This is a genomic window from Paraburkholderia sp. JHI2823 (assembly GCF_038900695.1).
Taxonomy (GTDB): Bacteria; Pseudomonadota; Gammaproteobacteria; order Burkholderiales; family Burkholderiaceae; genus Paraburkholderia; species Paraburkholderia mimosarum.
Map to the genome: position 1 here is coordinate 117,883 of NZ_JAYMRY010000021.1, position 21,386 is coordinate 139,268.

At 60.6% G+C, this 21,386-nt stretch carries 19 protein-coding genes and 2 pseudogenes; 16 read left to right on the forward strand and 5 right to left on the reverse strand.

The features are described 5' to 3' along the window. Nucleotides 1-23: 23 nt before the first annotated feature. Both VSR34_RS22240 and VSR34_RS22245 read left to right on the forward strand, forming a co-directional pair. A complete protein-coding gene (locus VSR34_RS22240) occupies nucleotides 24-2,825 on the forward strand; it encodes a sensor histidine kinase KdpD (protein WP_342963565.1) in 2,802 nt (933 codons plus the stop codon). Nucleotides 2,826-2,939: 114 nt separating this feature from the next. Continuing rightward, a complete protein-coding gene (locus VSR34_RS22245) occupies nucleotides 2,940-3,356 on the forward strand; it encodes a universal stress protein (protein ID WP_342963586.1) in 417 nt (138 codons plus the stop codon). Nucleotides 3,357-3,382: 26 nt separating this feature from the next. Here VSR34_RS22245 and VSR34_RS22250 read toward each other — a convergent pair whose 3' ends face one another. Next, a complete protein-coding gene (locus VSR34_RS22250) occupies nucleotides 3,383-4,564 on the reverse strand; it encodes a sodium:proton antiporter (protein ID WP_342963566.1) in 1,182 nt (393 codons plus the stop codon). 490 nt (nucleotides 4,565-5,054) lie between these two features. On the opposite strand from VSR34_RS22250, the pseudogene VSR34_RS22255 reads away from it, so the two are divergent. Together VSR34_RS22255 and VSR34_RS22260 are read left to right on the forward strand one after the other, a co-directional pair. After that, a pseudogene (locus tag VSR34_RS22255) lies at nucleotides 5,055-5,324 on the forward strand (transposase); the annotation flags it as partial. Next, nucleotides 5,325-5,483 (forward strand): annotated as a pseudogene (locus tag VSR34_RS22260) (integrase); the annotation flags it as partial. It lies immediately after the preceding pseudogene. A 157-nt stretch (nucleotides 5,484-5,640) separates the two neighbouring features. Here the strand turns inward: VSR34_RS22260 and VSR34_RS22265 are convergent. From VSR34_RS22265 to fabG, 3 genes are read right to left on the reverse strand one after another with little or no spacing between them, the layout of a single operon-like run. Then, nucleotides 5,641-5,793 (reverse strand): hypothetical protein, encoded by a 153-nt coding sequence (locus VSR34_RS22265; RefSeq protein ID WP_342963567.1) that lies wholly within the window; start codon nucleotides 5,791-5,793, stop codon nucleotides 5,641-5,643. Nucleotides 5,794-5,808: 15 nt separating this feature from the next. Then, a complete protein-coding gene (locus VSR34_RS22270; RefSeq protein WP_342963568.1) occupies nucleotides 5,809-7,206 on the reverse strand; it encodes an aspartate aminotransferase family protein in 1,398 nt (465 codons plus the stop codon). A gap of 37 nt (nucleotides 7,207-7,243) precedes the next feature. Next, the gene (gene fabG, locus VSR34_RS22275) at nucleotides 7,244-8,014 is read right to left on the reverse strand and encodes a 3-oxoacyl-ACP reductase FabG (protein WP_342963569.1); all 771 of its coding nucleotides are present in this window, start codon (nucleotides 8,012-8,014) and stop codon (nucleotides 7,244-7,246) included. Between the two features lie 206 nt (nucleotides 8,015-8,220). On the opposite strand from fabG, the gene VSR34_RS22280 reads away from it, so the two are divergent. The 9 genes from VSR34_RS22280 to VSR34_RS22320 all read left to right on the forward strand — a co-directional run bounded on the left by VSR34_RS22280 (nucleotide 8,221) and on the right by VSR34_RS22320 (nucleotide 16,701). Beyond that, on the forward strand, nucleotides 8,221-9,222 hold the full coding sequence (locus VSR34_RS22280; protein ID WP_342963570.1) for a phosphotransferase: 1,002 nt from the start codon (nucleotides 8,221-8,223) through the stop codon (nucleotides 9,220-9,222). Between the two features lie 67 nt (nucleotides 9,223-9,289). Continuing rightward, entirely contained in the window at nucleotides 9,290-10,339 is a 1,050-nt protein-coding gene (locus VSR34_RS22285; protein ID WP_342963571.1) for an AraC family transcriptional regulator, read from the forward strand. Between the two features lie 906 nt (nucleotides 10,340-11,245). After that, nucleotides 11,246-12,049, forward strand: a complete 804-nt coding sequence (locus VSR34_RS22290) for a hypothetical protein (RefSeq protein ID WP_342963572.1) — start codon at nucleotides 11,246-11,248, stop codon at nucleotides 12,047-12,049. Nucleotides 12,050-12,138: 89 nt separating this feature from the next. Then, entirely contained in the window at nucleotides 12,139-12,783 is a 645-nt protein-coding gene (locus tag VSR34_RS22295; RefSeq protein WP_342963573.1) for a hypothetical protein, read from the forward strand. Nucleotides 12,784-13,033: 250 nt separating this feature from the next. Beyond that, nucleotides 13,034-13,258 carry a hypothetical protein gene (locus VSR34_RS22300; RefSeq protein WP_342963574.1) on the forward strand — a complete coding sequence of 75 codons (225 nt, stop codon included), beginning with the start codon at nucleotides 13,034-13,036 and terminating at the stop codon, nucleotides 13,256-13,258. A 303-nt stretch (nucleotides 13,259-13,561) separates the two neighbouring features. Continuing rightward, nucleotides 13,562-14,863, forward strand: coding sequence for a hypothetical protein (locus VSR34_RS22305; protein ID WP_342963575.1), 1,302 nt, complete (start codon nucleotides 13,562-13,564; stop codon nucleotides 14,861-14,863). A 7-nt stretch (nucleotides 14,864-14,870) separates the two neighbouring features. Further along, on the forward strand, nucleotides 14,871-15,068 hold the full coding sequence (locus tag VSR34_RS22310; RefSeq protein WP_342963576.1) for a hypothetical protein: 198 nt from the start codon (nucleotides 14,871-14,873) through the stop codon (nucleotides 15,066-15,068). Nucleotides 15,069-15,192: 124 nt separating this feature from the next. Then, on the forward strand, nucleotides 15,193-15,540 hold the full coding sequence (locus VSR34_RS22315) for a transposase family protein (RefSeq protein ID WP_342963577.1): 348 nt from the start codon (nucleotides 15,193-15,195) through the stop codon (nucleotides 15,538-15,540). An 870-nt stretch (nucleotides 15,541-16,410) separates the two neighbouring features. Beyond that, nucleotides 16,411-16,701, forward strand: coding sequence for a hypothetical protein (locus tag VSR34_RS22320; protein ID WP_342963578.1), 291 nt, complete (start codon nucleotides 16,411-16,413; stop codon nucleotides 16,699-16,701). Nucleotides 16,702-17,647: 946 nt separating this feature from the next. Here the strand turns inward: VSR34_RS22320 and VSR34_RS22325 are convergent. Further along, complete coding sequence (locus VSR34_RS22325; protein ID WP_342963579.1) at nucleotides 17,648-18,103, reverse strand: hypothetical protein; 456 nt, start codon at nucleotides 18,101-18,103, stop codon at nucleotides 17,648-17,650. Nucleotides 18,104-18,503: 400 nt separating this feature from the next. Here VSR34_RS22325 and VSR34_RS22330 point away from each other — a divergent pair, with 400 nt between their 5' ends. From VSR34_RS22330 to VSR34_RS22340, 3 genes are all read left to right on the forward strand, one after another. Continuing rightward, nucleotides 18,504-18,662 carry a hypothetical protein gene (locus VSR34_RS22330; RefSeq protein WP_342963580.1) on the forward strand — a complete coding sequence of 53 codons (159 nt, stop codon included), beginning with the start codon at nucleotides 18,504-18,506 and terminating at the stop codon, nucleotides 18,660-18,662. A gap of 227 nt (nucleotides 18,663-18,889) precedes the next feature. After that, nucleotides 18,890-19,633 carry a hypothetical protein gene (locus VSR34_RS22335; protein WP_342963581.1) on the forward strand — a complete coding sequence of 248 codons (744 nt, stop codon included), beginning with the start codon at nucleotides 18,890-18,892 and terminating at the stop codon, nucleotides 19,631-19,633. Nucleotides 19,634-20,017: 384 nt separating this feature from the next. Then, the gene (locus VSR34_RS22340) at nucleotides 20,018-21,223 is read left to right on the forward strand and encodes a hypothetical protein (RefSeq protein WP_342963582.1); all 1,206 of its coding nucleotides are present in this window, start codon (nucleotides 20,018-20,020) and stop codon (nucleotides 21,221-21,223) included. Nucleotides 21,224-21,386: the final 163 nt, after the last annotated feature.

The following is a 21,386-nucleotide window of genomic DNA, read 5'->3' on the forward strand; positions in this document are numbered from 1 at the left end:
GATGACTCGCAAGGAGACGTGCGATGAACCGGCCCGATCCCGACGAACTGCTGGACCGGCTGCAGCGCGACGAGGAGAAGAGCCAGCGAGGGCGGCTCAAGATCTTCTTTGGCGCATCGGCCGGTGTCGGCAAGACGTTTGCGATGCTGCAGGCTGCACGGCGCCGCAAGGACGAAGGTGCCGACGTCGTCGTGGGGATCGTCGAAACCCACGGGCGCAAGGAGACGCTCGCGCTGCTCGAAGGGATCGAGGTCATCCCGCCGGCGCGCATTGAATATCGCGGCCGCCTGCTTGCCGAGTTCGATCTCGACGCCGCGCTCGCGCGCAAGCCGCAGTTGATCCTCGTCGACGAGCTCGCGCATTCGAACGTCCAGGGCAGCCGGCATCTGAAGCGTTGGCAGGACGTGCAGGAACTGCTGGATGCCGGCATCGACGTGTTCACGACGGTCAATGTCCAGCATCTCGAGAGCCTGAACGACGTGGTCGGGCAGATCACGGGCATCCGCGTCTGGGAAACGGTACCCGACCGCGTATTCGATCTCGCCGACGAGGTGACGCTTGTCGATCTGCCGCCTGAGGAACTGCTTGACCGGCTGCGCGAAGGCAAGGTCTATATGCCGCAGCAGGCGGAGCATGCGGTCCGCAACTTCTTTCGCAAGGGCAATCTGATCGCGCTGCGCGAGCTCGCGTTGCGCCGCACGGCCGACCGTGTCGATGCGCAGATGCGCGAGTACCGCGCCGATCAGTCGATAGAGCGGATCTGGCAGGCTCGCGAACGCATCATCGTGTGTGTCGGCGCCGGGCAGGAAAGCAGCAATCTCGTGCGCGCGGCGGCGCGCCTCGCTTCGAACCAGAAAGCGGACTGGCTTGCGGTCTATGTCGAGACGCCAAAGCTCGAGCGGCTGGCGGATGCCGTTCGCAAGCGCACGCTCGACGCGCTCAAGCTCGCGTCCGAGCTGGGCGCTGAAACGGTCACGCTCCAGGGCGACGAAGTCGCACCGACGGTGCTTGCGTACGCTCGCATGCGCAATGTTTCGAAGCTGGTGGTGGGTGCGTCATCGGTGAGGGGATGGCGCGCCCGCCTCAGGCCGTCCCTCGCAGAGCAAATGGTCTGGTCGGCGCGCGATATCGACGTCACGGTGGTCAACTCCGGTGCGGTGCGCGAAGCCGCCGAGCGCCACGACGACATGCGCGGGTTTGCGGGGCCAGCGACGGGCGCTCGCCGTTCCGCACCTGGCTCCTACGCCTGGGCCGTCGCGATCTGTGCGGCCATTACAGCGATCGCTGCCCTGTTGCTCGACCGGATCGCGCAGACCAATCTCGTGATGCTCTACCTCCTCGGCGCTGTCTTCACGGCCTCGCGGCTCGGGCGCGGGCCTGGGGTGCTGTTCTCGTTTCTCGGCGTGGCCGCGTTCGACTTCTTTTTCGTGCCGCCACGCATGTCGTTTACGGTCGCCGACACACAATATCTGCTCACCTTCGCCGTGATGCTGATGACATCGCTGACGATCAGCCACCTGACGGCAAGCCTCAAGCGCCAGGCGCATCTCGCCACGCTGCGCGAGCGCCGCACGGGGGCCATGTTCGCGATGACGCGCGAACTGGGTGGCGCCCTGATGACGGACCAGATCATCGAGATCGGCATGCGTCACGTGAGCGAAGTGTTCCAGGCACGCACGGCGATCCTGCTGCCCGATAGCACGGAAAAGGTGCGGCACAAGGTCGAGAACCCCGATCCGGCGACCGCGCTCGACGACGTCGACCTCGATATCGCCCAGTGGGTCTACGACCAGCAGAAACAGGCCGGTCACGGCACGGAGACCCTTCCTGCTGCTACTGCGCTGTACTTGCCGCTGAAGGCGCCTATGCGCACGCGCGGCGTGATCGCGTTGGTGTCTGAGCGGATGGCGGAATTCGCGGTGCCCGAGCAGCGGCGCATGCTCGACACCTTCGTCGCGCAGATCGCGCTCGCGCTCGAGCGGGTGCACTACGTCGAAATCGCGCAGGACGCACTCGTCAGCATGGAGTCCGAACGATTACGCAACTCGTTGCTTTCCGCGATTTCCCATGACCTGCGCACGCCGCTCACTGCGATCGTGGGATTGGCATCGGTGCTCGCCGACCAGGGCGCCGCGATGGCGGGCGGCCCCAAGGCACAGGGGCTCTCGGACGCGATCCGCGAGGAGGCGCTGAGGATGAATGGACTCGTCATCAATCTGCTCGACATGGCGCGTCTTCAGGAAGGCAGCATGCGGCTGAACCGGCAGTGGTCGTCGATCGAGGAGGTGATCGGCTCCGCGCTGGCCGCAAGCCGGCGCATGCTGGGGGAACGCAAGATTCAGGCTCGTGTGCCCCCGGATCTTCCGCTCGTGCAGCTCGATGCGGTACTCGTCGAACGGCTGTTTGTGAACCTGCTCGAGAATGCGGCCAAATATACGCCCGCAGGAACGCCGCTAACCATTGATGCATCCATGATGCAGGACGACGGGCACCGCTACGTGCGCGTCGAAGTCTCGGATAGCGGGCCCGGCCTGCCCGCGGGAATGGAATCGCGGGTGTTCGACAAGTTCACCCGTGGGGAGAAGGAATCGGCACTGCCGGGCATCGGTCTGGGACTTGCCATCTGCCGCGCGATCGTCGAGGCGCACGGGGGCAGGATCGGCGCGTCAAATCGTACCGATATGACGGGCACGGTGCTCGGGGCCTGTTTCTGGTTCATGTTGCCTGCGGACGAAGCACCGCCTTCGGAGACCGAAGTCCCGGAGCTTCCCGGGACAGGAGCGTCACAGAGCCGGTCACCGAATGTCGCCGATAGTCCGCCGTGAATCGCATGCCAGTCGATATTGACGACATTTTTATGCGTTGCTCCGCGAGTTTTTACATCATCCTGGTGAAGTCCGTGCTTCAATCAAGCTGAAAGGTATGGAGTGGAGGTTGGTGTGCTGAAACTGCTTATTCCCGTGCTCGGTGCCAAAGGGGCGACCGAAGCGGCGCGTCACGGAGCGTTTCTGTTTGCGGAGCGATGCGTATCCGAGGTCGAGATCGTCGAAGTGCTCGATGATGTGACGCTAAGTCGTGCCGTAGCGTTTCATTCCCCGGCGATGCTGCGCAGACGGGAAAAGGAGGCGGCGCTCGATGCGCTCATGCAGACGCGGGCGATTCTCGATGATGCTGGTGTCCCGTACACATGGAAACGCGTATTTGGGCCCGCGGAGCGGACCATCGCGCAGTGCGCGGCAAAGGGGCATGCGGATATCGTGGTTCTCGACGCGAGCCATCTCGGCTTCTTCCACAAATGGACCGTCCTCGCGAGGCTTTGGCGCCTGACTTCCACACCGGTGACGATGCTCCACTGACGACTGCGCTGCTCCTGGTCCGGGCGTCACACGACATGCAAGTGCCGCAGCAGCGCTCTCATCGTCGTACCCTGCACGAAAATGGAAAAGGCGACGACGGCAAAGGACACAGTGACGATTTCCTCGCGGCGTGGCACGCCGGGTGGCAAGCCCATCGCGAGCGCCAGGGCAAGAGCGCCGCGCATTCCTCCCCAGAACAGGATATGTTGATGCCGCAGGTCGATGCGCAACGACGTGCGGGAGAAAACCATGCAGCAAGGGTAAACGGCCACCGCCCGGGCTAAGATCACGACCACGATGGCGATGCCGATCGAGGCCCACATCGTTTCGTATTCCCGCTGCGCCTGTTGAATTCCGATGAAAAGAAAGATGAACGAATTCGCGGAAAACACGGCGTATTCGAGCACGTTCTCTACCGCTTCACGGCCCCTCTTCGTCATCGGATTGACTGCGTTGCGCGTGCCCATGGCCAGCCCGGCAACCAGCGTTGCGAGCACACCGGACAGATGAAGGTTCTCGGCTAGCAGGAACGAACCATAGGCCGCGATCATTGCAAACGCGATCTCGACCAGATGATCGTCGGTGCGGCGTAGCAGCGACAGCACCACGTTGCCAATGAGCAGGCCGCAAAAGACCGAACCCAGAAGCACGATAGCGGAGATCTTCAGCACGTCGCCCGGATGAACGTGCGCACCGCCGACGAATGCCAGCACGACGCGAAAGCCGGCCGCCGCGGTCCCGTCGTTGAACAGGCTCTCTGCCTCCATCAAAAGCCTGAAGCGGCCCGACACGCCGGCTTCCCTGAAGCTTGCAAGGACAGAGACGGGATCGGTGGCAGCGATCAACATGCCGAAAAGCAGGCCGGAAATCCATTCCCAATGCACCAGGTAATGCATGGCTAGTGCCGTCACGCCAGCCGACACCAGGACGCCGACGATAGCTAACGTCTGCACGACCGCGAAGTCTTTGCGAATTTCGCCCCACCGCATGTGGAACGCGGCTTCAAAAATGAGCGGCGGCAGCAGAACGTTGTAGATGAAATCTTCGTTGAGGGGGATCGCAGGGAACCTGGAAGACGCCAGCAAAGAGAGGGCGATTCCGGCGATAACCAGACCGACGCTGTATGGCATGTGCAAGCGCCGCACAAGCATCGCTACCAATACCGATACGAGCAACAGGACTTCGAATAGGCCGACGTTAAAGTCCATCGGGACGGCTCCGGTCGAGGAATGCGGAAGTTTCGCTGCGCCTGGCCCGTTGCCGCCGACGCGCTGCTCTGCTGGGCGAATCCCGTAGGATATGCGTTGCCCTGTTATCAAATCATACGCAGGTAAAGGCCCCCGCCGCTATCCGGGTAGGGCTCAGAGGACGCGGACATCGATGCGCCTCCTGTTCGTTGCGATGGCGTGGCGACAAGCGTTGGGATCGTGTCGATAGGGATATTGGCCAGTGGCTGACAACGATCGCAGCGGGCGCTCGTCGCCTTCGGAGGGGCGTCGCGTGATATGACGTTCTACTGCCGTCACTGATTGAATGGCTGCTTGCTGTCGCATAGCCGACTCATGTGCGGCCGAAGACACGTGTTCACGAATGACCCTTGATGGCCTATTTCGTTGAAAAACTCCCCCTGAGAGTCTCCCCCTGAGAGTCGGATTGTTCGCTATCCTGGAATCCATCAATCGACGGGAGTGGATCGTCATCATGGGTCAGCGAAGCGGAGATCAGGAGCAGCTGTTTTACGCGTTCAACCTTGATGATCATGTTCCGAAAGGCCATCTGTTACGCGGCATAGATCATTTCTTCGACGCCGGAGATCTCCGTAAGCACATGGCGTCGTTTTACAGTCATACGGGGCGCCCTTCGATCGATCCGGAGTTGATGATTCGCATGCTGATCGTCGGGTACTGCTTCGGCATCCGCTCCGAACGGCGGCTGTGTGAGGAGGTCCATCTGAACCTGGCGTATCGCTCGATGCGCCGCACTAAAGTGACATTGATATACAAGCGCACAAAGAACCTCAGGGCCGTGCAGCTGTTGCTTGGCCACAGCAAGCCGGAAAGTACAGTGCGATACCTGGGGATCGAAGTCGATGATGCCCTCGAGATCTCCGAGCAGACTGAGATCTAGCGGGACCGGCGCATGCCGCGCGGACTGGTGAGTTCGTGCGGCTGCTTTTGGGCACTCCTCCGTCCGCGCGAAACCGGCCAGGTCCTGACATTCATCGTCGTGATAGTGAAGATGTTCGAACGGCTGAACCGCCACCGAGACCCGCCGCTCTCCAACGCTATCTCTCAATATCGACGCTGACTTCGCCGATGTCCTGATAGCGCTGGTTCGGCACGCTCTGGAGCGCTGTTTCGAGCACCACGTCGAGCCATTCGGGCAGATCGGGGCGATACCGATACAGCGGCACTCGAACGTCGAAGCCGTACGGCATCGCGCCGCCTCCAGGTTAGGGTAATGCTCTCCTGCGCACGCTTTGGATGCCGCGCCAATCTGTCCAGCCACCAGAATCGTCACTTCGGCCCGAGGTCAAAATCTCGGCCACGTTGTCGAGCAGCAGGTCACAGTGCTCGATGTCGAACTGCAGTGGCGGCCGGATCTTCAGTACGTTGCCTGCCGGCCCGCAAGTGCTGATCAGGATACGGCGGCGGCGCAGTTCGTTGATGAGGCGCAGCGCCAGTTGCGTGTCCGGCTCGCGCGTACCGGGCTTCACACAGTCGACGCCGAGATAGAGTCCTGCGCCACGCACGTCACCGATGCCGTTGAAGTTGCACATCAGTTTTTTGAACCCCTGCTTCAGGTATTGCCCAACGCGCGCTGCACGCGCGATCAGCTGTTCCTGTTCAATCACGTCGAGTACCGCCGCTGCCGCTGCGCAGCACACCGTGTTGCCGCCAAACGTGTTGAAGTAGCCAGATTGCCGCGCGAACGACGCCATGACGTCCGGCCGCGCGATCACCGCCGCGATCGGCATGCCGTTGCCCATCGGCTTGCCTGTCACCACGATATCAGGCACGAGCCCATGACGTGCGAAGCCCCACATCCCGCTACCCATGCGACCGAACCCCGGCTGCACTTCATCGGCAATGTAGAGACCGCCGGCACGCCGCACCACGTCGGCCGTGGCCCGCAGGAAGCCCGGCGGATCGACGAACAGGCCGTCGCTCGAACAGATCGAATCGAGCACCAGCCCGGCGAAGCCAAAGCCGTGCCGATCCAGATCGGCGATCGCCTCCTCGACATGTCGCGCGAACGTCGTGCCGACGTCCGGATCGCCGCGGTAGCCGTCCGGCGCCGGCACCGTGCGCACGTGCGCACCCAGCGCAACGCCAGGGCCGAAAGCCGGCGTGATCTCCGCAACGGCGCTTGAGTGGCCGTGATACGCGAAGCGCGTGACGATGAAACCGGCGGCCCCCGTGTGATAGCGCGCGATGCGCATCGCGAGATCGACGCTCTCCGTGCCGGTACTCGTGAACAGCACATTCGACAGATCGGCGGGAAAGGTCGCGAGGAAGCGTTCCGCGTAGCCGGTCACCACCTCGGACAGATAGCGTGTATGCGTGTTGAGCCGCGTGGACTGTTCCGCAATCGCCTGCACGACATGTGGATGGCTGTGGCCGACGGACGGCACGTTGTTGTAGGCATCGAGGTAAGGCTGACCCTCCTGGTCGTAGAGCCAAACACCCGATGCGCGAACAAAATGCACCGGCTCCTGGTAGAACAGTGGAACCGCATCGCCAAACGACTTGCGACGACGCTCGACCATGACGCGCTCAGCATCTTTCAGTGCTCGCGTCGCGTTGGGATCGAACGCGTTGAGCACGAGCATGTTGTTGGGGGAATTCATACGGACTCCGCCAGGCATCGTTGTGCAGCCGCCTTCATCAGAAGGCATCCAGGCTTTCCGGCAGAGTCTGCCCGCCGTCGACAATCAGTGCCTGTCCGGTGATGAACGCCGCTTCGCGCGACGCGAGGAAAAGCACCGCATTTGCAATATCTTCGACGCTGCCGAGCCGGCCAAGTGGTACCGAGCGCGTCATCCCGCGCAGATAGTCCTCTCCCATCTGCTGCAGACCTTCAGTCAAGACATTGCCTGGCAGCACCGCATTGATCGTGATGCGATCGCGTGCCAGTTCGAGCGCGGCCGAGCGCATGAAGCCGAGTTGAGCTGCCTTGCTCGCCGCGTAGTGCGACCATCCCGAATAGCCTGTCACCGGCCCGGTGATCGACGAAGTCAGCACGATGCGGCCAGCCTCGCTACGCTTGAGCCACGGCAGACAAGCCTGGACCGAAAAAAGCGAGCCTCGCGCGTTGATGCCGAGAACTTCGTCCCATTGCCCGGCCGTCATCCCGGCGAGTGGCGCGCTCGGAAAGATTCCGGCATTTGCGCAAAGAATGTCGAGGCCGCCGAAGCGCTCGACAACTTGCGCGATCGCTGCATCCATCGACGCGCGATCCCCGACATCCGCGGCAAAGCCCTCAGCCTTCCCGCCACGATCGCGCAGCGCAGTGGCACACGCCTGTGCCGCCTCTGCCTGACGGGCGAGCACGGCGACCTTCGCGCCCTTGCCCGCGAAAAGTTCCGAAATTCCCCTCCCGATACCACGGGTCCCCCCTGTCACGACGACAACTTTGCCTTCGACCGAACTAAGCACAGCAATCTCCTTGAATCTGTTCGTGGATGCATCATCGCGCGCTGGGTCACGGTACGGCTTGACATCGCAATACAGTTGCTTGATCGCTCAAGACAGATGGCGGCGCGTCTGCATTCAAAGGTCAACGGATTGCTTATTGAAGTCAAACGGATCACGCGGAACCGACGGGAAGATGCACGCATGTTCCTGGACTGGAGTTCGAAACCGTGAACGCACGTACCGATGCAGAATATTTGACCCTGATTGCAACGCTTAAAGAGATCGCCCGCGCCGCCCTGCCCCGCTATGGCCTTCCCGCCGATAGCCGTATCCGGTTGCTGAGCCACTCCGAGAACACGGTGTTCGAGATCGTCGATCCGCGTTCCGTCTGGCGCGGCGCGCTACGTATCCATCGTCCGAACTACCAGACGCGTAACGCGCTGCAGTCGGAACTCGACTGGATGGCGGCGCTCGGCGACGCCGGCATCGATACGCCATGCGCGGTCACCGGCCTTGATGGAGAAGAACTGCAGGACATCGCCGGAACACCGATCGGCCCCCGCTCGGTCGCACTGTTCGAATGGATCAACGGCGAGTTTCCCGACGAGCGCGAACTGGAACCATCGATGCGCCGGCTCGGCGAACTGAGCGCGCGCATGCACGCGCAATCGAAGCAATGGTGCCGTCCCGCGTATTTCGAGCGCTTCACCTGGGATCACGACGATATGGTCGGAGACCGCGCGCGATGGGGGCGTTGGCGCGCCGCACCTGGGCTGCTGCCCGAGCACATCGATGTACTAGACCACACCGAGCGCCTGCTAAGGTTGCGACTCAACGCGTTCGGCCGCACACCGGACCGTTTCGGCCTGATTCACGCTGATCTGCGAATCGCCAACCTGCTCGTCGATGGCGAGCGCACGACAATCATCGACTTCGACGACAGCGGCCTCGGCTGGTTTCTGCACGACATGGCAACCGGACTGAGCTTTATCGAGCATCGAGTGGACCGCCACCGGCTCATGGACGAGTGGGCCGAGGGTTATGTGGCACACGGAACGCTTGGCCAGACGGAACGCGATGAATTTCCGACCTTTCTGATGCAACGCCGCCTGCAGTTGCTCGCATGGATGGGCTCGCACGCAGAAACGGATCTCGCGCGCAGCCTCGGCGATCAGTGGGTGGCCGAAACCGCTGAACTGGGCCGGGACTTCCTGAATACGATGGGTTGACTGGGATTTTTTGTCGTGAAATAAGGGGGCGACGGAACTTAAAAACCTCTCGACACGAGAAGTGTCCATGGTCCACTTATCTGCCTCCTCTCCTCCCACTCGTGGCGCGGCCATCCTGTCGGCGGCGGCCAGTGGCCTCGCGTCGTTCATCGAACGGGAGGGCGGCGATCCGGATCGGGTATTCGGCATTGCAGGCACGGACAGTGCCACGCTCGATGGTCCGGTGTCGAGTATGCGGCTTGAACAGTACTGCACGATCTTCGAGCAAGCCGCCAACGCAACAGGCAACGACAACTTCGGCCTGTGTTACGGGCAGCAGTTCCAACCCGAAGAACTTGGAATGCTCGGGTATATGGCGCTCGCGTCCGCAACCGTCGGCGACGCGTTCATGAAGGTCAGCGACATGTTCCACCACCATCAGCAACGGTCTATGCTCCGTCTCACCGAGCAAGGCAAGTGGGCACGCCTCGAATACCGGATCGTTGATCCTGGCATCGTCTCGCGACGTCAGGATGCGGAATTGTCGCTCGGCATGTTCGTCAACATCCTGCGCCGCGCACACGGCGCAGGTTGGACACCCGAACTCGTGATGTTCGAACATGCGCGCCCTGAAGGCGCACGTGCGCATGAAGCGGAGTTCGGCGCCCCGGTGCAGTTCGCACAAGCGGTCAACGCGTTGGTATTCCCGCGTGCCGTCCTTGACCAGCCGATGCCCGCGCATGACGCACGCCTGCTCACCCTGATGCAGCACAATCTCCAACACTTCGGGTTAGCGACACTACAGGCACAGACGCTTGTTGAGCGCACAAGTATCGCAATCCGTCAGCGGCTGAACGGCCATGAGCCTACACTCGATGAAATCTCACAAGCTCTGAACCTGCCGAACTGGACTTTGCAGCGCAGACTGAGAATCGAGGGTTACACTTATCAGGAAGTTCTGCTCCGAGTGCGCAAGACCTTGGCGCTCGAGTATCTGTGCGATCCTGCTATTCAGATCTCTGAACTCGCCTTTCTTCTCGGCTATTCTGAAATTAGCGCCTTTTCCCGCGCATTCAATCGATGGCAGAACATGCCGCCAAGCGAGTGGCGGCGCCGGTATATGGAGGAGAAACAGTAACCGAGGGAACGCTCGCCGCCGACGTTCACCGCGCTGCGTTGAGAGGCGACACCCTCTGCACCCCCAGGATGACCGACCCGATGCCCCCCGGGTGGACCGGCAATGACAGGTGCTGCAGCGCTACCGATCGTGGGACTGTCGCTGTCCAGATTGCCAGCGACAATGAGTGAGGCGGTTGCCGCAGAGTCCAATGCAGCGAAGCGTCATGCAATCGACGCGAAGGTCAACGCTGCGTACTGGTATTCCCGGCTGTGATCAAGGCCGAATTCGTCGCCGGGGGAGAATATGGTCAAGGCGCTTTGCGTGTAGGCGGGAAACGGTTGGCTACTACAGCACGGCGGCGGGCTCATTCGGCTTGCAGGCAGGCGCGGGATTCAAGGCAGTCATGTTCCTCTTCATGACCCATGATTCGCTTAACAGCTTACGGTTGCGATGCTGAAGGTCTGCAACTCGAAAGGCTGGTCAGTTGGTGGCGAGGGCAAACGGCCAGATCGATACGACAACGGCTACCGCACCGGTTCAAGCAATTGTGATGACCAACGCCGGGCTGATGGGTGATGTGTCGCTGTCTGGTACCAAGGTTTCCAACCAACCGGTAAACCTTGACGCCACTACGAAAGGACCATTTGACCCGTGGAAGTTGCCTTGAGGTCGCAACTACCCGTGCGGCTGGATGGGTCGGCTTGGCGCGTTATCCATCGGCCCGGGTTCGGCCAGTTAGAGCCGTACGCGGAAGGTGCATGAACGGCCGTTGCTCGGCTGATTGCTGTCGTTCGCGACGCCGCTGGCCATGACACGAAGGCGCAAAGTATCTCTGGATTGTCCGTCTAGTTCGAACGTTGCCAGACTAGATCCCAACGGAGCAATCGGCCACTTGGATCTATACTTGGGCAGTTGGAGACACCCATGGCTAATCACGACAGGCTGCATCCGCTACGTCCGCTCCTGAAGAATTGGGTCTGGGAGCATGGCCGAATCGGTACTCGCTATCTGGACTGCATCGATGGCGAAATCAAGTTTGACGAAGGCAAGAAGTCGCGCTTCGCGGCCGAAGAATACATTTTCGTGCCGCTCGACAAGGATGCTGACGACGATGCGTCCGTGGAGGGTCCTCCGATCCAGGAGGCGGGTCTTGCGCGGTTTTTGAGGGCAGCGCAGTTGGGCAAGCCGGAGGAAGCCGGCTCTATGGTGGAGGTCCAGCGCGCAGTGCACGACTGCGTGGAACTTGGCCTGTTCAGCTCATATCAGATTGACGCTCAGGAAGCCTCTGCACGCTATGCGCAGGAGCCCATGTTCGACGATGAAATCCGCGCTGCGGTTGTCGACGATATCCGGCGTATCTACGCGGGCGCGCGCGAGCAACTGTCGCTGTACGATTTCAGTGTGCTTTACGGCTTGCCCACTCCGTTGCTCATCAACGAGGCGCCGTTCATCGACTGGCGCGTGCGCGCCAGTCCGGCCCTTCCGTTCGTCTCGCTTCCTCTTGGACCTTACTGCCTGCTGGTGGGTGCGCCGTCGGGCCGGAGCAGCCGAATTGGCCCGGTGGCCTGGAAGTCCGCTGCCACAATGGGACCGTTGAAGGACCACAACCGCCAAATCGCAGAGCACTCACGTTTGTGGCTGGTGGCGACCACCGATGTCCAACTCGTCGCTGTACAAAGCCGCTTGGCTGCGGCCTGGAGCCCCAAGCCGGAGGATGCGAACCCCTGACGAAGTCGGCGGGAAACGCGCGGCCGGCAGTGGCCGAATCATGAGGGCCCAGGCGTCAGCGAGACAACAACCTTGCTGTAGGAAGACCCATGAAGAAAGGAAAGACAAAACTTACCCGCCATGATGCTGAGCGCCTTTTCGAGGGATTGCCCGGTGGCAACGTGAGAGTATCGGGCCGGCCCGAGAACCCATTCGAAGCAGGAGCATTCGACGTGGTCGAGCGCGTCGACGACGAAACCAAACTCTGGAAAGACAACCTCATTACGCTTCCGATGGCGATCGAGTTGCCTGTTGGCTACGAGTCGGTGTCTCGCATGCGCGAGGCGATGGTCCGGGCATGGCGCGTGAAGTGGGTGAGGGAAGGTAAAAACGAGGTTGTCACCGAGTTTCCCGAAGGATGGACAGCCGTTCGCCCGGAAAGCGGCCCCATAGAGCTGAGAGATCCGTCTGGCGTGGTCCGCGCCTTATACGGTTGGGCTGCGGACGCTGAACTCAAAATTCTGCCGCGGTATCTTATTGAGTCACAAGCGAACAGTTCAAGCGGACTAGGCAGCCTGCTTGTCCGTGATCGCGGGAACGGTCAAATTCTTGAGCGGTCATCGATCTGGTCCGCTCAGACCGGTACCAATCATCCAGATTGGACCAGGCTGTCAGCGTGGCTCAACTTACGCTATCCACAACATCGCGACCCGCTGCGGTACTGGAACGATTGCGAGGAAAACATCCAGAATTGAGCCGCTTTGGCGGCGCTGTTCCCGAGGCAAACTACTGCACCCGGCTTGACGGAGGCGAAAGCAGGCCTCACCGCTTGATTGCGGCTTCCGCGATCGGCCACAAGCAGTCAATGGTCCGCACGATTGCACTGACACTCAAGCGTCAGGTTGCCACCTGGCTACAGACCTTCGCGCGCCGACCGTATCCTCGGTTTCACCGACGGAAGCTGATCCGAACGGGGCAACAAACCGGGCGCGTAGCGATTGGAAGATGTCGCGCATGGCTGGTGGGTTTGGCCGTGTCAATTCGCCCGCAGGCCGGCCGAGCCGTCGCCTGTCGCGCAGCTTCACAATGGACCCGGAGGAGCCGAGTCCGCGCTATTGCGGTGATCGCAACCTCCGCGTTGACCGCGCCTTTGATCACCAACGCAACGGTGCCATGCAATTGCGTGCCGACCTGTTGCTGCTGATGGCGTTGATGCTCTGCCGTGCATGATCTGTTCTATGCTGGAGACAGTCGCTCGCAGTTACAGCGCTCGCAGGTCATTTCCTGCTCCGCCTTCTTCTGTGGCTGCCCGTCTCGAGATTGTACCGACCCGTCCGACGGTCTGCCCAGATGTCCATGTCCATATCCCTGACGTCGCCCCGTAGTCGCGCGGTCTACTGGCTTTGCGCCGCGCTGCTGTTTGCGTTTCTGGCTGCCGGCATGTTCGACCGCGACCCGTGGAAAGCCGACGAACCCTATTCGGTCGGCATGGTGCTTAATTTTTTTCGGGGACGCAACTTCATCGTGCCTCACGTGGCGGCCGATCCGTTCGTCGAAAAGCCGCCCCTGATGTACTGGAGCGGTGCTTTAGCCGCGCGCCTTGCCTCGGGCGTGTTGCCCATTTTCCCGGGCGCGCAGATCGCCGTGCTGGCGTGGATGCTCCTGGCCTGCGCGTGCGTGGGTCGGCTAGCTCAGGAGATGCACGGCAAGGTATCGTTCGACTGGCTCGCGCCCATGCTGATGCTCGGCAGTCTGGGCGCCATCGAGCCCGTGCACAAACTCACGGCAGACGTGCCGCAACTGGCTGGCGCCGCGCTCGCGCTGGCGGCGCTCGCGAGGCTCGCGCGCGTCGAAAATCGGGTCCGCCTATTGGGCCTCCTGCTCGGCACCGGCGCTGGCATCGCCTTTCTCAGCAAGGGTTTGCTCGTGGTGGGCGTGCTCTCGCTGACATGCCTTGCTGCGCTGATGCTGCCCGCATATCGCACGCGACGCTACGCCGCGGCGCTCGCGTGTGCGGTGCTGGCCGCGCTGCCCTGGGTGGTGATCTGGCCGGCGCTGCTATGGCACACATCGCATCCGCTGTTTATCGAATGGCTCTGGAACAACAATTTCGGACGCTTCTTCGGCTTCGCGCATCTGGGGGGGGAACGCAAAGCGCGTCTGGAAGATTTGGCTGGTCTGATCGTGGTGACATTCCCGGCAGGATGGCTTGCCGTGGCGGCACTGATCGCCACCTTGCGCGCCGAGGGATGGCGCCGGTATGGCAGCGGGCACCCGGAGTTCGCGCTGCTCTGGTGCTACGTCTTGCTCTTCGTCGCGACGCTCCTCATCTCCTCGGTATATCGCGATGTCTATGCGCTGCCAATTTTGCCGGCGCTGGCCGTCCTGGGTGCAGGCGTGCTTCTGCCGAGCCGGATAGGCAAGACGTGCGGGACGCTAGCTATTGTGTTGATGAGCACGCTGGGTGTGTTCCTCTGGGTACGTTGGGGCTTGCAATTGACCGGCTATGGTCGCGTCGCCGCCGGCCCGATCGGTACATGGCTGCCGCTGGACTATCAACTGGCTTTTTCGCCCTGGCTGGTGCTTGTTGCACTTCTGCTTTCGGCACTGTGGATTGCCGCGATCGCGCTTCGCCGCGAACTTGGCGCGCTGACGCTCGGGTTCGCTGGCCTGACGTTCGTGTGGGGGACGCTCACGACGCTGCTTCTGCCCTGGATCAACGAGGCGCGCAGCTACCGCACGCCATTTGCCGAACTACGCGAGGCCTTGCCCCGCCCGACACCCGGCCGCGCACCCTATTCCTGCGTTGGGTCGTACGGTGTCGGCGATTTCTGAACGCGCAATGCTCGACTACTTCATCAACCTGCGTCCAGTGCAGCTTGCCGATCTCTCGCAAGCCTCGCGCTGCAGCGTGCTTCTGCTGCTCGACAAGGCCAACGCTCGCCTTACGACGCCTGCCGGTTGGCGCGAAATCTGGCAAGGCGGACGCGCTGGCGATCACAATGAACGCTTCCTGTTGATGGTCAAACGGTCTGACTAACGGCTTCGACCTTTCAGGCTGGACATGTCGGTGTCGAAAAATCAAGCCGCTAAACGGGGGGGCAGGGTTGTTAACTGCTGCGCCGTGTTAACGTCGCCCTTCGAAACAAGGGGGCAAAACGCGGATGATGTTCGGTGGCGTATTTTCGGAGTTGCGGGACGTTCGGCGAGCGCAGGGCAAGCGCTATGCGCTGGAACCGTTGCTTTGTGCGATCGTAATGTCGATGCTGGCCGGATCGCAATCGCTCCGGACAATTGAAGCGTTTATCGAGGAGCAATTGGCCAACCTGAACCAGCTGTTCGGGACAAGATGGCGCAAGGCGCCGTGCTGGGTCGCGATCCGGGATTTTCTGTTGGGTCTGGACGAGCAGGAGCTTGAGCGCGCGTTTCGGAAGCACGCACACCGGCAGGTATCGCCGCCACCCGGTCGGCAATTCATTGCCATCGATGGCAAGGCATGTGCGTCCAGCTAAGGCTGGCGTGTTCAGCAGGAGTCAGTCCTGCCGGGGTAAAAGTCAGGCGCCCCGTAGCCAGGATAGCGGGGTGGCGGGAAACCAAGACCCTGAAGCCTATCGACTGGTGACCCCTTGGGGGCCACGCGAGTCATCGGGCCGTAACAAAAGTGAACGCAGTTGTGGCCTCGAAAACATCAGACTCCGAAGGCCGAGCCCTCATGTCTTGGGTGAAGGCAGCATGGGTAGCCGAAAACTGACCGATACGACTACTCCACTTCGGCGGGGTGAAAGCGATGGCACGATGACAAGGACATGCCAAGCAACTGGAGAAGCCCTCCTCGCCCCGGCGCGAAATCGCCGGAGCAAGGTAGGTTCTATAACCGGTGACCCCGGGAAGTGGACCGAAGGTCGAGGGGGAGGAGATGTCAAAGGCGGCTACGGGTCGAAGGCGAGCCTGCGAGCCCGACGAACTGCCGGACCGCTCCATCTCGCTGCTGGGAGGGTACTGATGCTAGTGATTGCAGCGCTACATGCGAACGTCTCGCACCGGCGGGAAAGCGGACCGACGCCAACGATGACTGAATGGCTCGAATGGGTCGGTTTGGCGCATTCGCCGACGGGGCGGCGGCGGCCAGGAGCCAGCGTTCGCCAGCGGGCAGGACCGGCCAATTGCGGACGCTGGCTGAAGGCGCCTGGATTTTGCACCGCTTCCCAAGCTTACTACGACGACACAGTTACTACACTTTGTATGGATCGGGGAAATCAGATGCACGGCCTTCGCAATGACTTCCACGCGCTACACGCTGCCGGAAAGAGCAATTGCACGCTGTACATATGGTTCGTGCGGCATGCTCGTCCCGCTGGTCCATCAAACAGGAGGATGCAATCATGCAAACTGTTGTAAGGAGATTTTCCGGAAAGGGCGCAAAAGAGTTGTTCGATCTGCTGGAGAAGCGCACGGCTGAGGTCGAAGAGCTGATGCGTTCGATCAAAGGCTTTGTCAGCTACACGCTCGCACGCAGCGGCGATGGCGGATTCTCAGTGACTGTTTGCCAGGACAAGGCAGGCACTGATGAAAGCGTGCAAAAGGCGAAGGACTGGATCGCGAAAAACGCCGGAAGCACGGGCGTGGGCGCACCGGAGCTATTGGAGGGATCCGTCCTCATTCACCTGAAGTAACTTCGCTAGATTGCCTGACCTAACCTTATACGGAGACCTCGGCTCAGTGAGGCCGCAGCGGCCATTTCACTCGCCGGATCCTCGAATACCGGCGCTACACGGCGGGCGGCGCCTACCTGGGCGCCGCTGCGAGCGGGGCTCCAGTAACCAGAGTGTCTGACTGAACGGCAGCTTTCGCGAGAATCGAACGGCAACTCAGGGTCGGTTATGCCTGTTGCATCGTGCACGCGCCCGACATGATCGTCGCGCCCGGTCGTCGGGCGCTGGTCGGCCACAAACGGCCCTTCGCCGGAGCGCTCAGGCGGACACTGAAACGTCGGGTCCACTCAGATAGCGGACCTTTGCCAAAATCCTCCGCGTCGCGTGATCGGTCCATTGGTCCCGGTGCGCCGCTGCGGCAATGGATCGCTGCAACTACGCACATGCATGCGATGTTCCGAAACGGAATTCTTGATTGTGCTAAAGGGGCTATTAGGGATAGAAGCCTGCCCCGACCAGACCATAGAGATCGATGGAGTTCCTGGTGTTCGGTCCAGCAGAACATCCAGTGTTTCGTGAAAGCGCACGACATCGACACCTATGACTATCTGGTCGACTGGTGCGAGGTCGGTCACGGACAGGTCCTTCCAGAAAAGTTTCTGGATAGGCGCCTGCGCGGTGGTCCGCCCGCTCCTGCCTGCGTTCGGGTCGCCGGCGAAGCCGCCATGGCGGGGAGCGACTGGCCCCGCGGTTCACCGCTACGGATGTCTGCCGCCTCGGCCGCAATCCGCCGGACGTCGCAGCCGACACAATTCTCAAGCTTCTGCCCCGAACGACCAGGCTACCAGAATCACGTCATTGTTTGAAAACGCGATGCATTTCGTCGACATGTCTCTCTCCATGTGAAGGCGTGCGATGCGTATGGAACGTTGCTGGGGCAACGTTGAGAGCATAGGCGGCGAAAGCGTCAGTTTTGAGGCGGGATGATGACAGCGTGGGTAGCACGCAGTTGATAAGCGGTAGCGGGCGCCACCGGTGTGTTGTTAGTCAGGAGAGAAATAAGACTGGGAGCGGCATTGGTCGATGTGCCCGGAGAGGCACTCGTCGAGGTCGATGCAGATGACGCATTTTGTTGCCCGGACATGTGCTTATCGCTTCGCGTGAGACCGGTCACATACAGCGCAACAATGATTGACGTCGTTTCATAAACCGGTTCGAAACCCCGATACGGGTCGCAGTCCTTAAGAACGTTATAGAACCTTGCATCAGGGATTTTTAGATAAAACACGCGACCAAAAGCGATGTTCCCTAGCACATTCGACGTCCCTATTCCTTCCAGCTTTGCAAACACCAGGCACTTTTTGGAAGGCACGCGACTCACGCGGCGCCCTTCAGGCCAGTCCTGGTAGTAATCCTCCGCCATGACCCAGCGACTATCGGAAAAAGATAAGGACGGTAATTTTTGGTAACACGCGCGAACTATACTGTGTGCCTGGTGAACGACTTCAGATTAAACAGTCTGCTGTCAACGGAATTACCAAGACTAATTTCGAGGGCCTACTTCTCTTTCAGGGCATGCGCTGCTCGACCTGTCGATTTTCACATCGGGCCAATGCTCTCAAGCTCTGTCTTCCGCTCAACCTGAGCCGACGGCACGTGGAAGTCTGCTTCTGCTCGAATACACAGTAGTCCGGCTACCCCTTCCGGCCAACCTGTTGCGCCGCTGCCTGCCGGTATCGCGTTGCCCGCGGCTGCCTTCGAGCAACGTCCCGACCGATTTCCGGCGTTCCTCAATATCAGGATTACGAATGACGGAGGTCACCATGAAAGGCTTAATCCATGTCATCAGGACAACATTGCTTGTATCAACACTCATCCTGTCTGCGACCGCGTTAACCGGATGTGGCGGAGGCAAGTTTGGTGGCACAGCCAATGGCAGCGCGTTCCTTCATGGCATCGCATACACCCTTCTCGTCAGCTAGCCCAGGAAAATGAAACGCCGCAGATGCTCGAAGCGTTGGACTGGATGGCTCAGACGATTAGCCTCTTCGAGCACCGTCCACACGATTTCCGGCCTTCCTCAAAGAACAGGCTTTGGGAATGATGGAGGTCGCCTTGAAGGAGTCGGTTCCTGGGTTTGACCCACCCGCAGCCCGCTCGCCCAACGGGGCGTCGCGCACACTTGCTTGAGTGTCCAATGGAGGTACGCATGAACCGTAACCCGAAGTATCGAGGACTCACGTTCGCCTTATCGATGGCCGCTCTCATCCTCGGCCTTTCCTGCCCACCAACGGTCTTCGCTCAAGGCGCGAATTCAGCGGTTTTTGCGCCGGGTCAGAAAATTTCCGGCTCTAGCTATGCGCAATGGTCTCAGGCTTGGTGGCAATGGCTGTTAGCAATACCGGCCAACAGAAATCCGCAAAACGACACGTCGGGTCAGTTTTGCGCCACTAACCAACCAGCTAACCAATCACCCACCCCTGTCCCTGTATGGTACCTCGCTGGCTCTAGTAGCGGACAACCGGTTACGCGCAGCTGCACCGTGTCGTCGACAAATTCAATTTTCTTTCCGCTCATCAACGTCGAGTGTTCGACGCGCGATGACCCGCCATTTCATTGCACAGATGAAGCGTCGTGCCGCGCGTGCGCAAAGAGCTTCGCCAACGAGATTGGGGTAGATACCCTGAACGTCTCGATTGACGGTGTGGCGGCCAATGGGCTGCAAAACTTTCGTTTCCAATCTCCCGATTTTTTCCTTTTTACGTTACCCCCGAACAATATTCTTAAAGCTCCCGGAGGCGGGACGGGCTTTTCCACCAGCGATGGCTACTATGTGATGCTCAAGCCGCTACCGCCTGGCACGCACACGGTGCAATTCGGAGGCGCTTTGAGCTCTGGCCCGTTCGCCGGCTTTACGGTCAACGTGATGTATACGCTGACTGTCACGCCGTGAATCCGCGTCCCGCGCGCTCCTACCCGTGCGCCGGTGAGTGAACATGCGCGTTGCGAAGGCCCGCACCTGTATTTTCTGAGAAGAACGCAAGTGGGGCTGCTGCAGTGGATAGCAACGTGCAACTCGTCTCATCTGCCCGAAAGAGTCCGCTATGAATGATTTGCTCTCATTTATCAAAAGAGCCTTGCACGCAACGGCAATCGCTCTCTTTGTCGCCACGACAATGACTGCATGTGGCGGTGACAACTCAGGTCCCGCCGGTTCCGCCGTCGACAATTCGGCATCCTCGACGTCGGCAAACGGAGGATAGGGCACCTTAGGTGAGCCCGGCCCTGCATGACTTTGCTGTCCACACCAAGTAGTAAATACGAATGGAGGCATCAAATGTTTGCAAGTTCTCTGACTTCTTCGCGCTGTGGCTCCCTGCAAGCGAAACGCTGGCCCGAATGCCGTAATGTGCTGCGCTCCATGCTGCTGTCGGCAGTTGTTGCGATGAGTACGTCGGCCGGCCAGACAGGCGTTAAAGCTCAAGTCGTCAATCAACCGCCTCCGCCTCCGCCAACCACGGGCGCACTGTTCATTGGCGATGTTGGTGATGATTCCATCAAGCAGGTCGGTTTCTCCCCGAGCGGAATCTCAACGTCAGTTTTCGTTGCGCCGAAGAGCGCCGGACTAAACGGGCCAAGGGGAATGATTTTTGTGAACAATCAGCTCGTGGTCGTGAACCAGAACGTGAGTACCGGGCAAAACGGTGAAGTTCTGGTGTTCGACGATAAGGGCACCTTTTCCGGCAAGCTGGTCGCATCAAGCGATAACAATGCACCCTTCGCACCGCGCGGCATTGTGCGCGGCGCGACGAACCATAGCTTCTACGTGGCCAGTCTGCTCGGCAAGCCAGGCAAATGTGCCGATGCAGGAGGCATCAACGTATACAGTGATTCGGGCGCCTTTCAGCACACTCTGACGGCGAACCCGCAGGTGTTCGACGACGGTGTGTTTCATCCGCGCGGCGTGGTCTTCGGCCCCGACGGTACGCTGTACGTCTCGGCGGTCGGTTGCCTCGACCCAAAAGACTCACCTTATGACCCGGTCGCCGGTTACATCTTGACCTTTGGCCCCGATGTTGATGTTGACGGAAAACTCATATTCCACAAGGTGCTTGCATCCCATCACACCGTTTCTGATTTGCATCGCCCAGAGGGCCTCGTCATCGACAGCACGGGCAACCTCTGGGTTACGAGTTTTCGCATCGACCCGGCTGCCCCGACCGATACCGACAAGCTGCTGAAAATTGACGGGCAGATGGGCAGCCTTCTTGACGAAATCGAACTGGATGCCAAAGCGAACAAGCCGCATCCCAATCCTCCCCGAGCCCCTGCGCAGGCAATCATTCTCGGGCCGGGGGGTGACCTGTTCGTACCCATCTCTGGTACCGATTCGAGTACGGCAGGAGAGGTGCTGCAGTGCGACCCCACGACCCATCAGTGTCCGGTCCTGATTCAACCGCACTCCATGGGGGGAGGACTTCGTTCACCGTGGTATCTGGTTTTCAAGACCAGTAACCCTGCGACGTTGAGTTACGGACAATAGCGCAGGGGGCGGCAGGCCGACCCGGTCGCGTTTCCCGGCCAGCATTGCACGACTCCCGCTGATGCGCGGAGGGGCCGCTATCAGCCGCGCGTCAAACAAGATGAGAGCACGTGTCAATCAGGATGAGAGTACGGGCGTTGCGGCAGCGGTGGAGGGCGTAGCC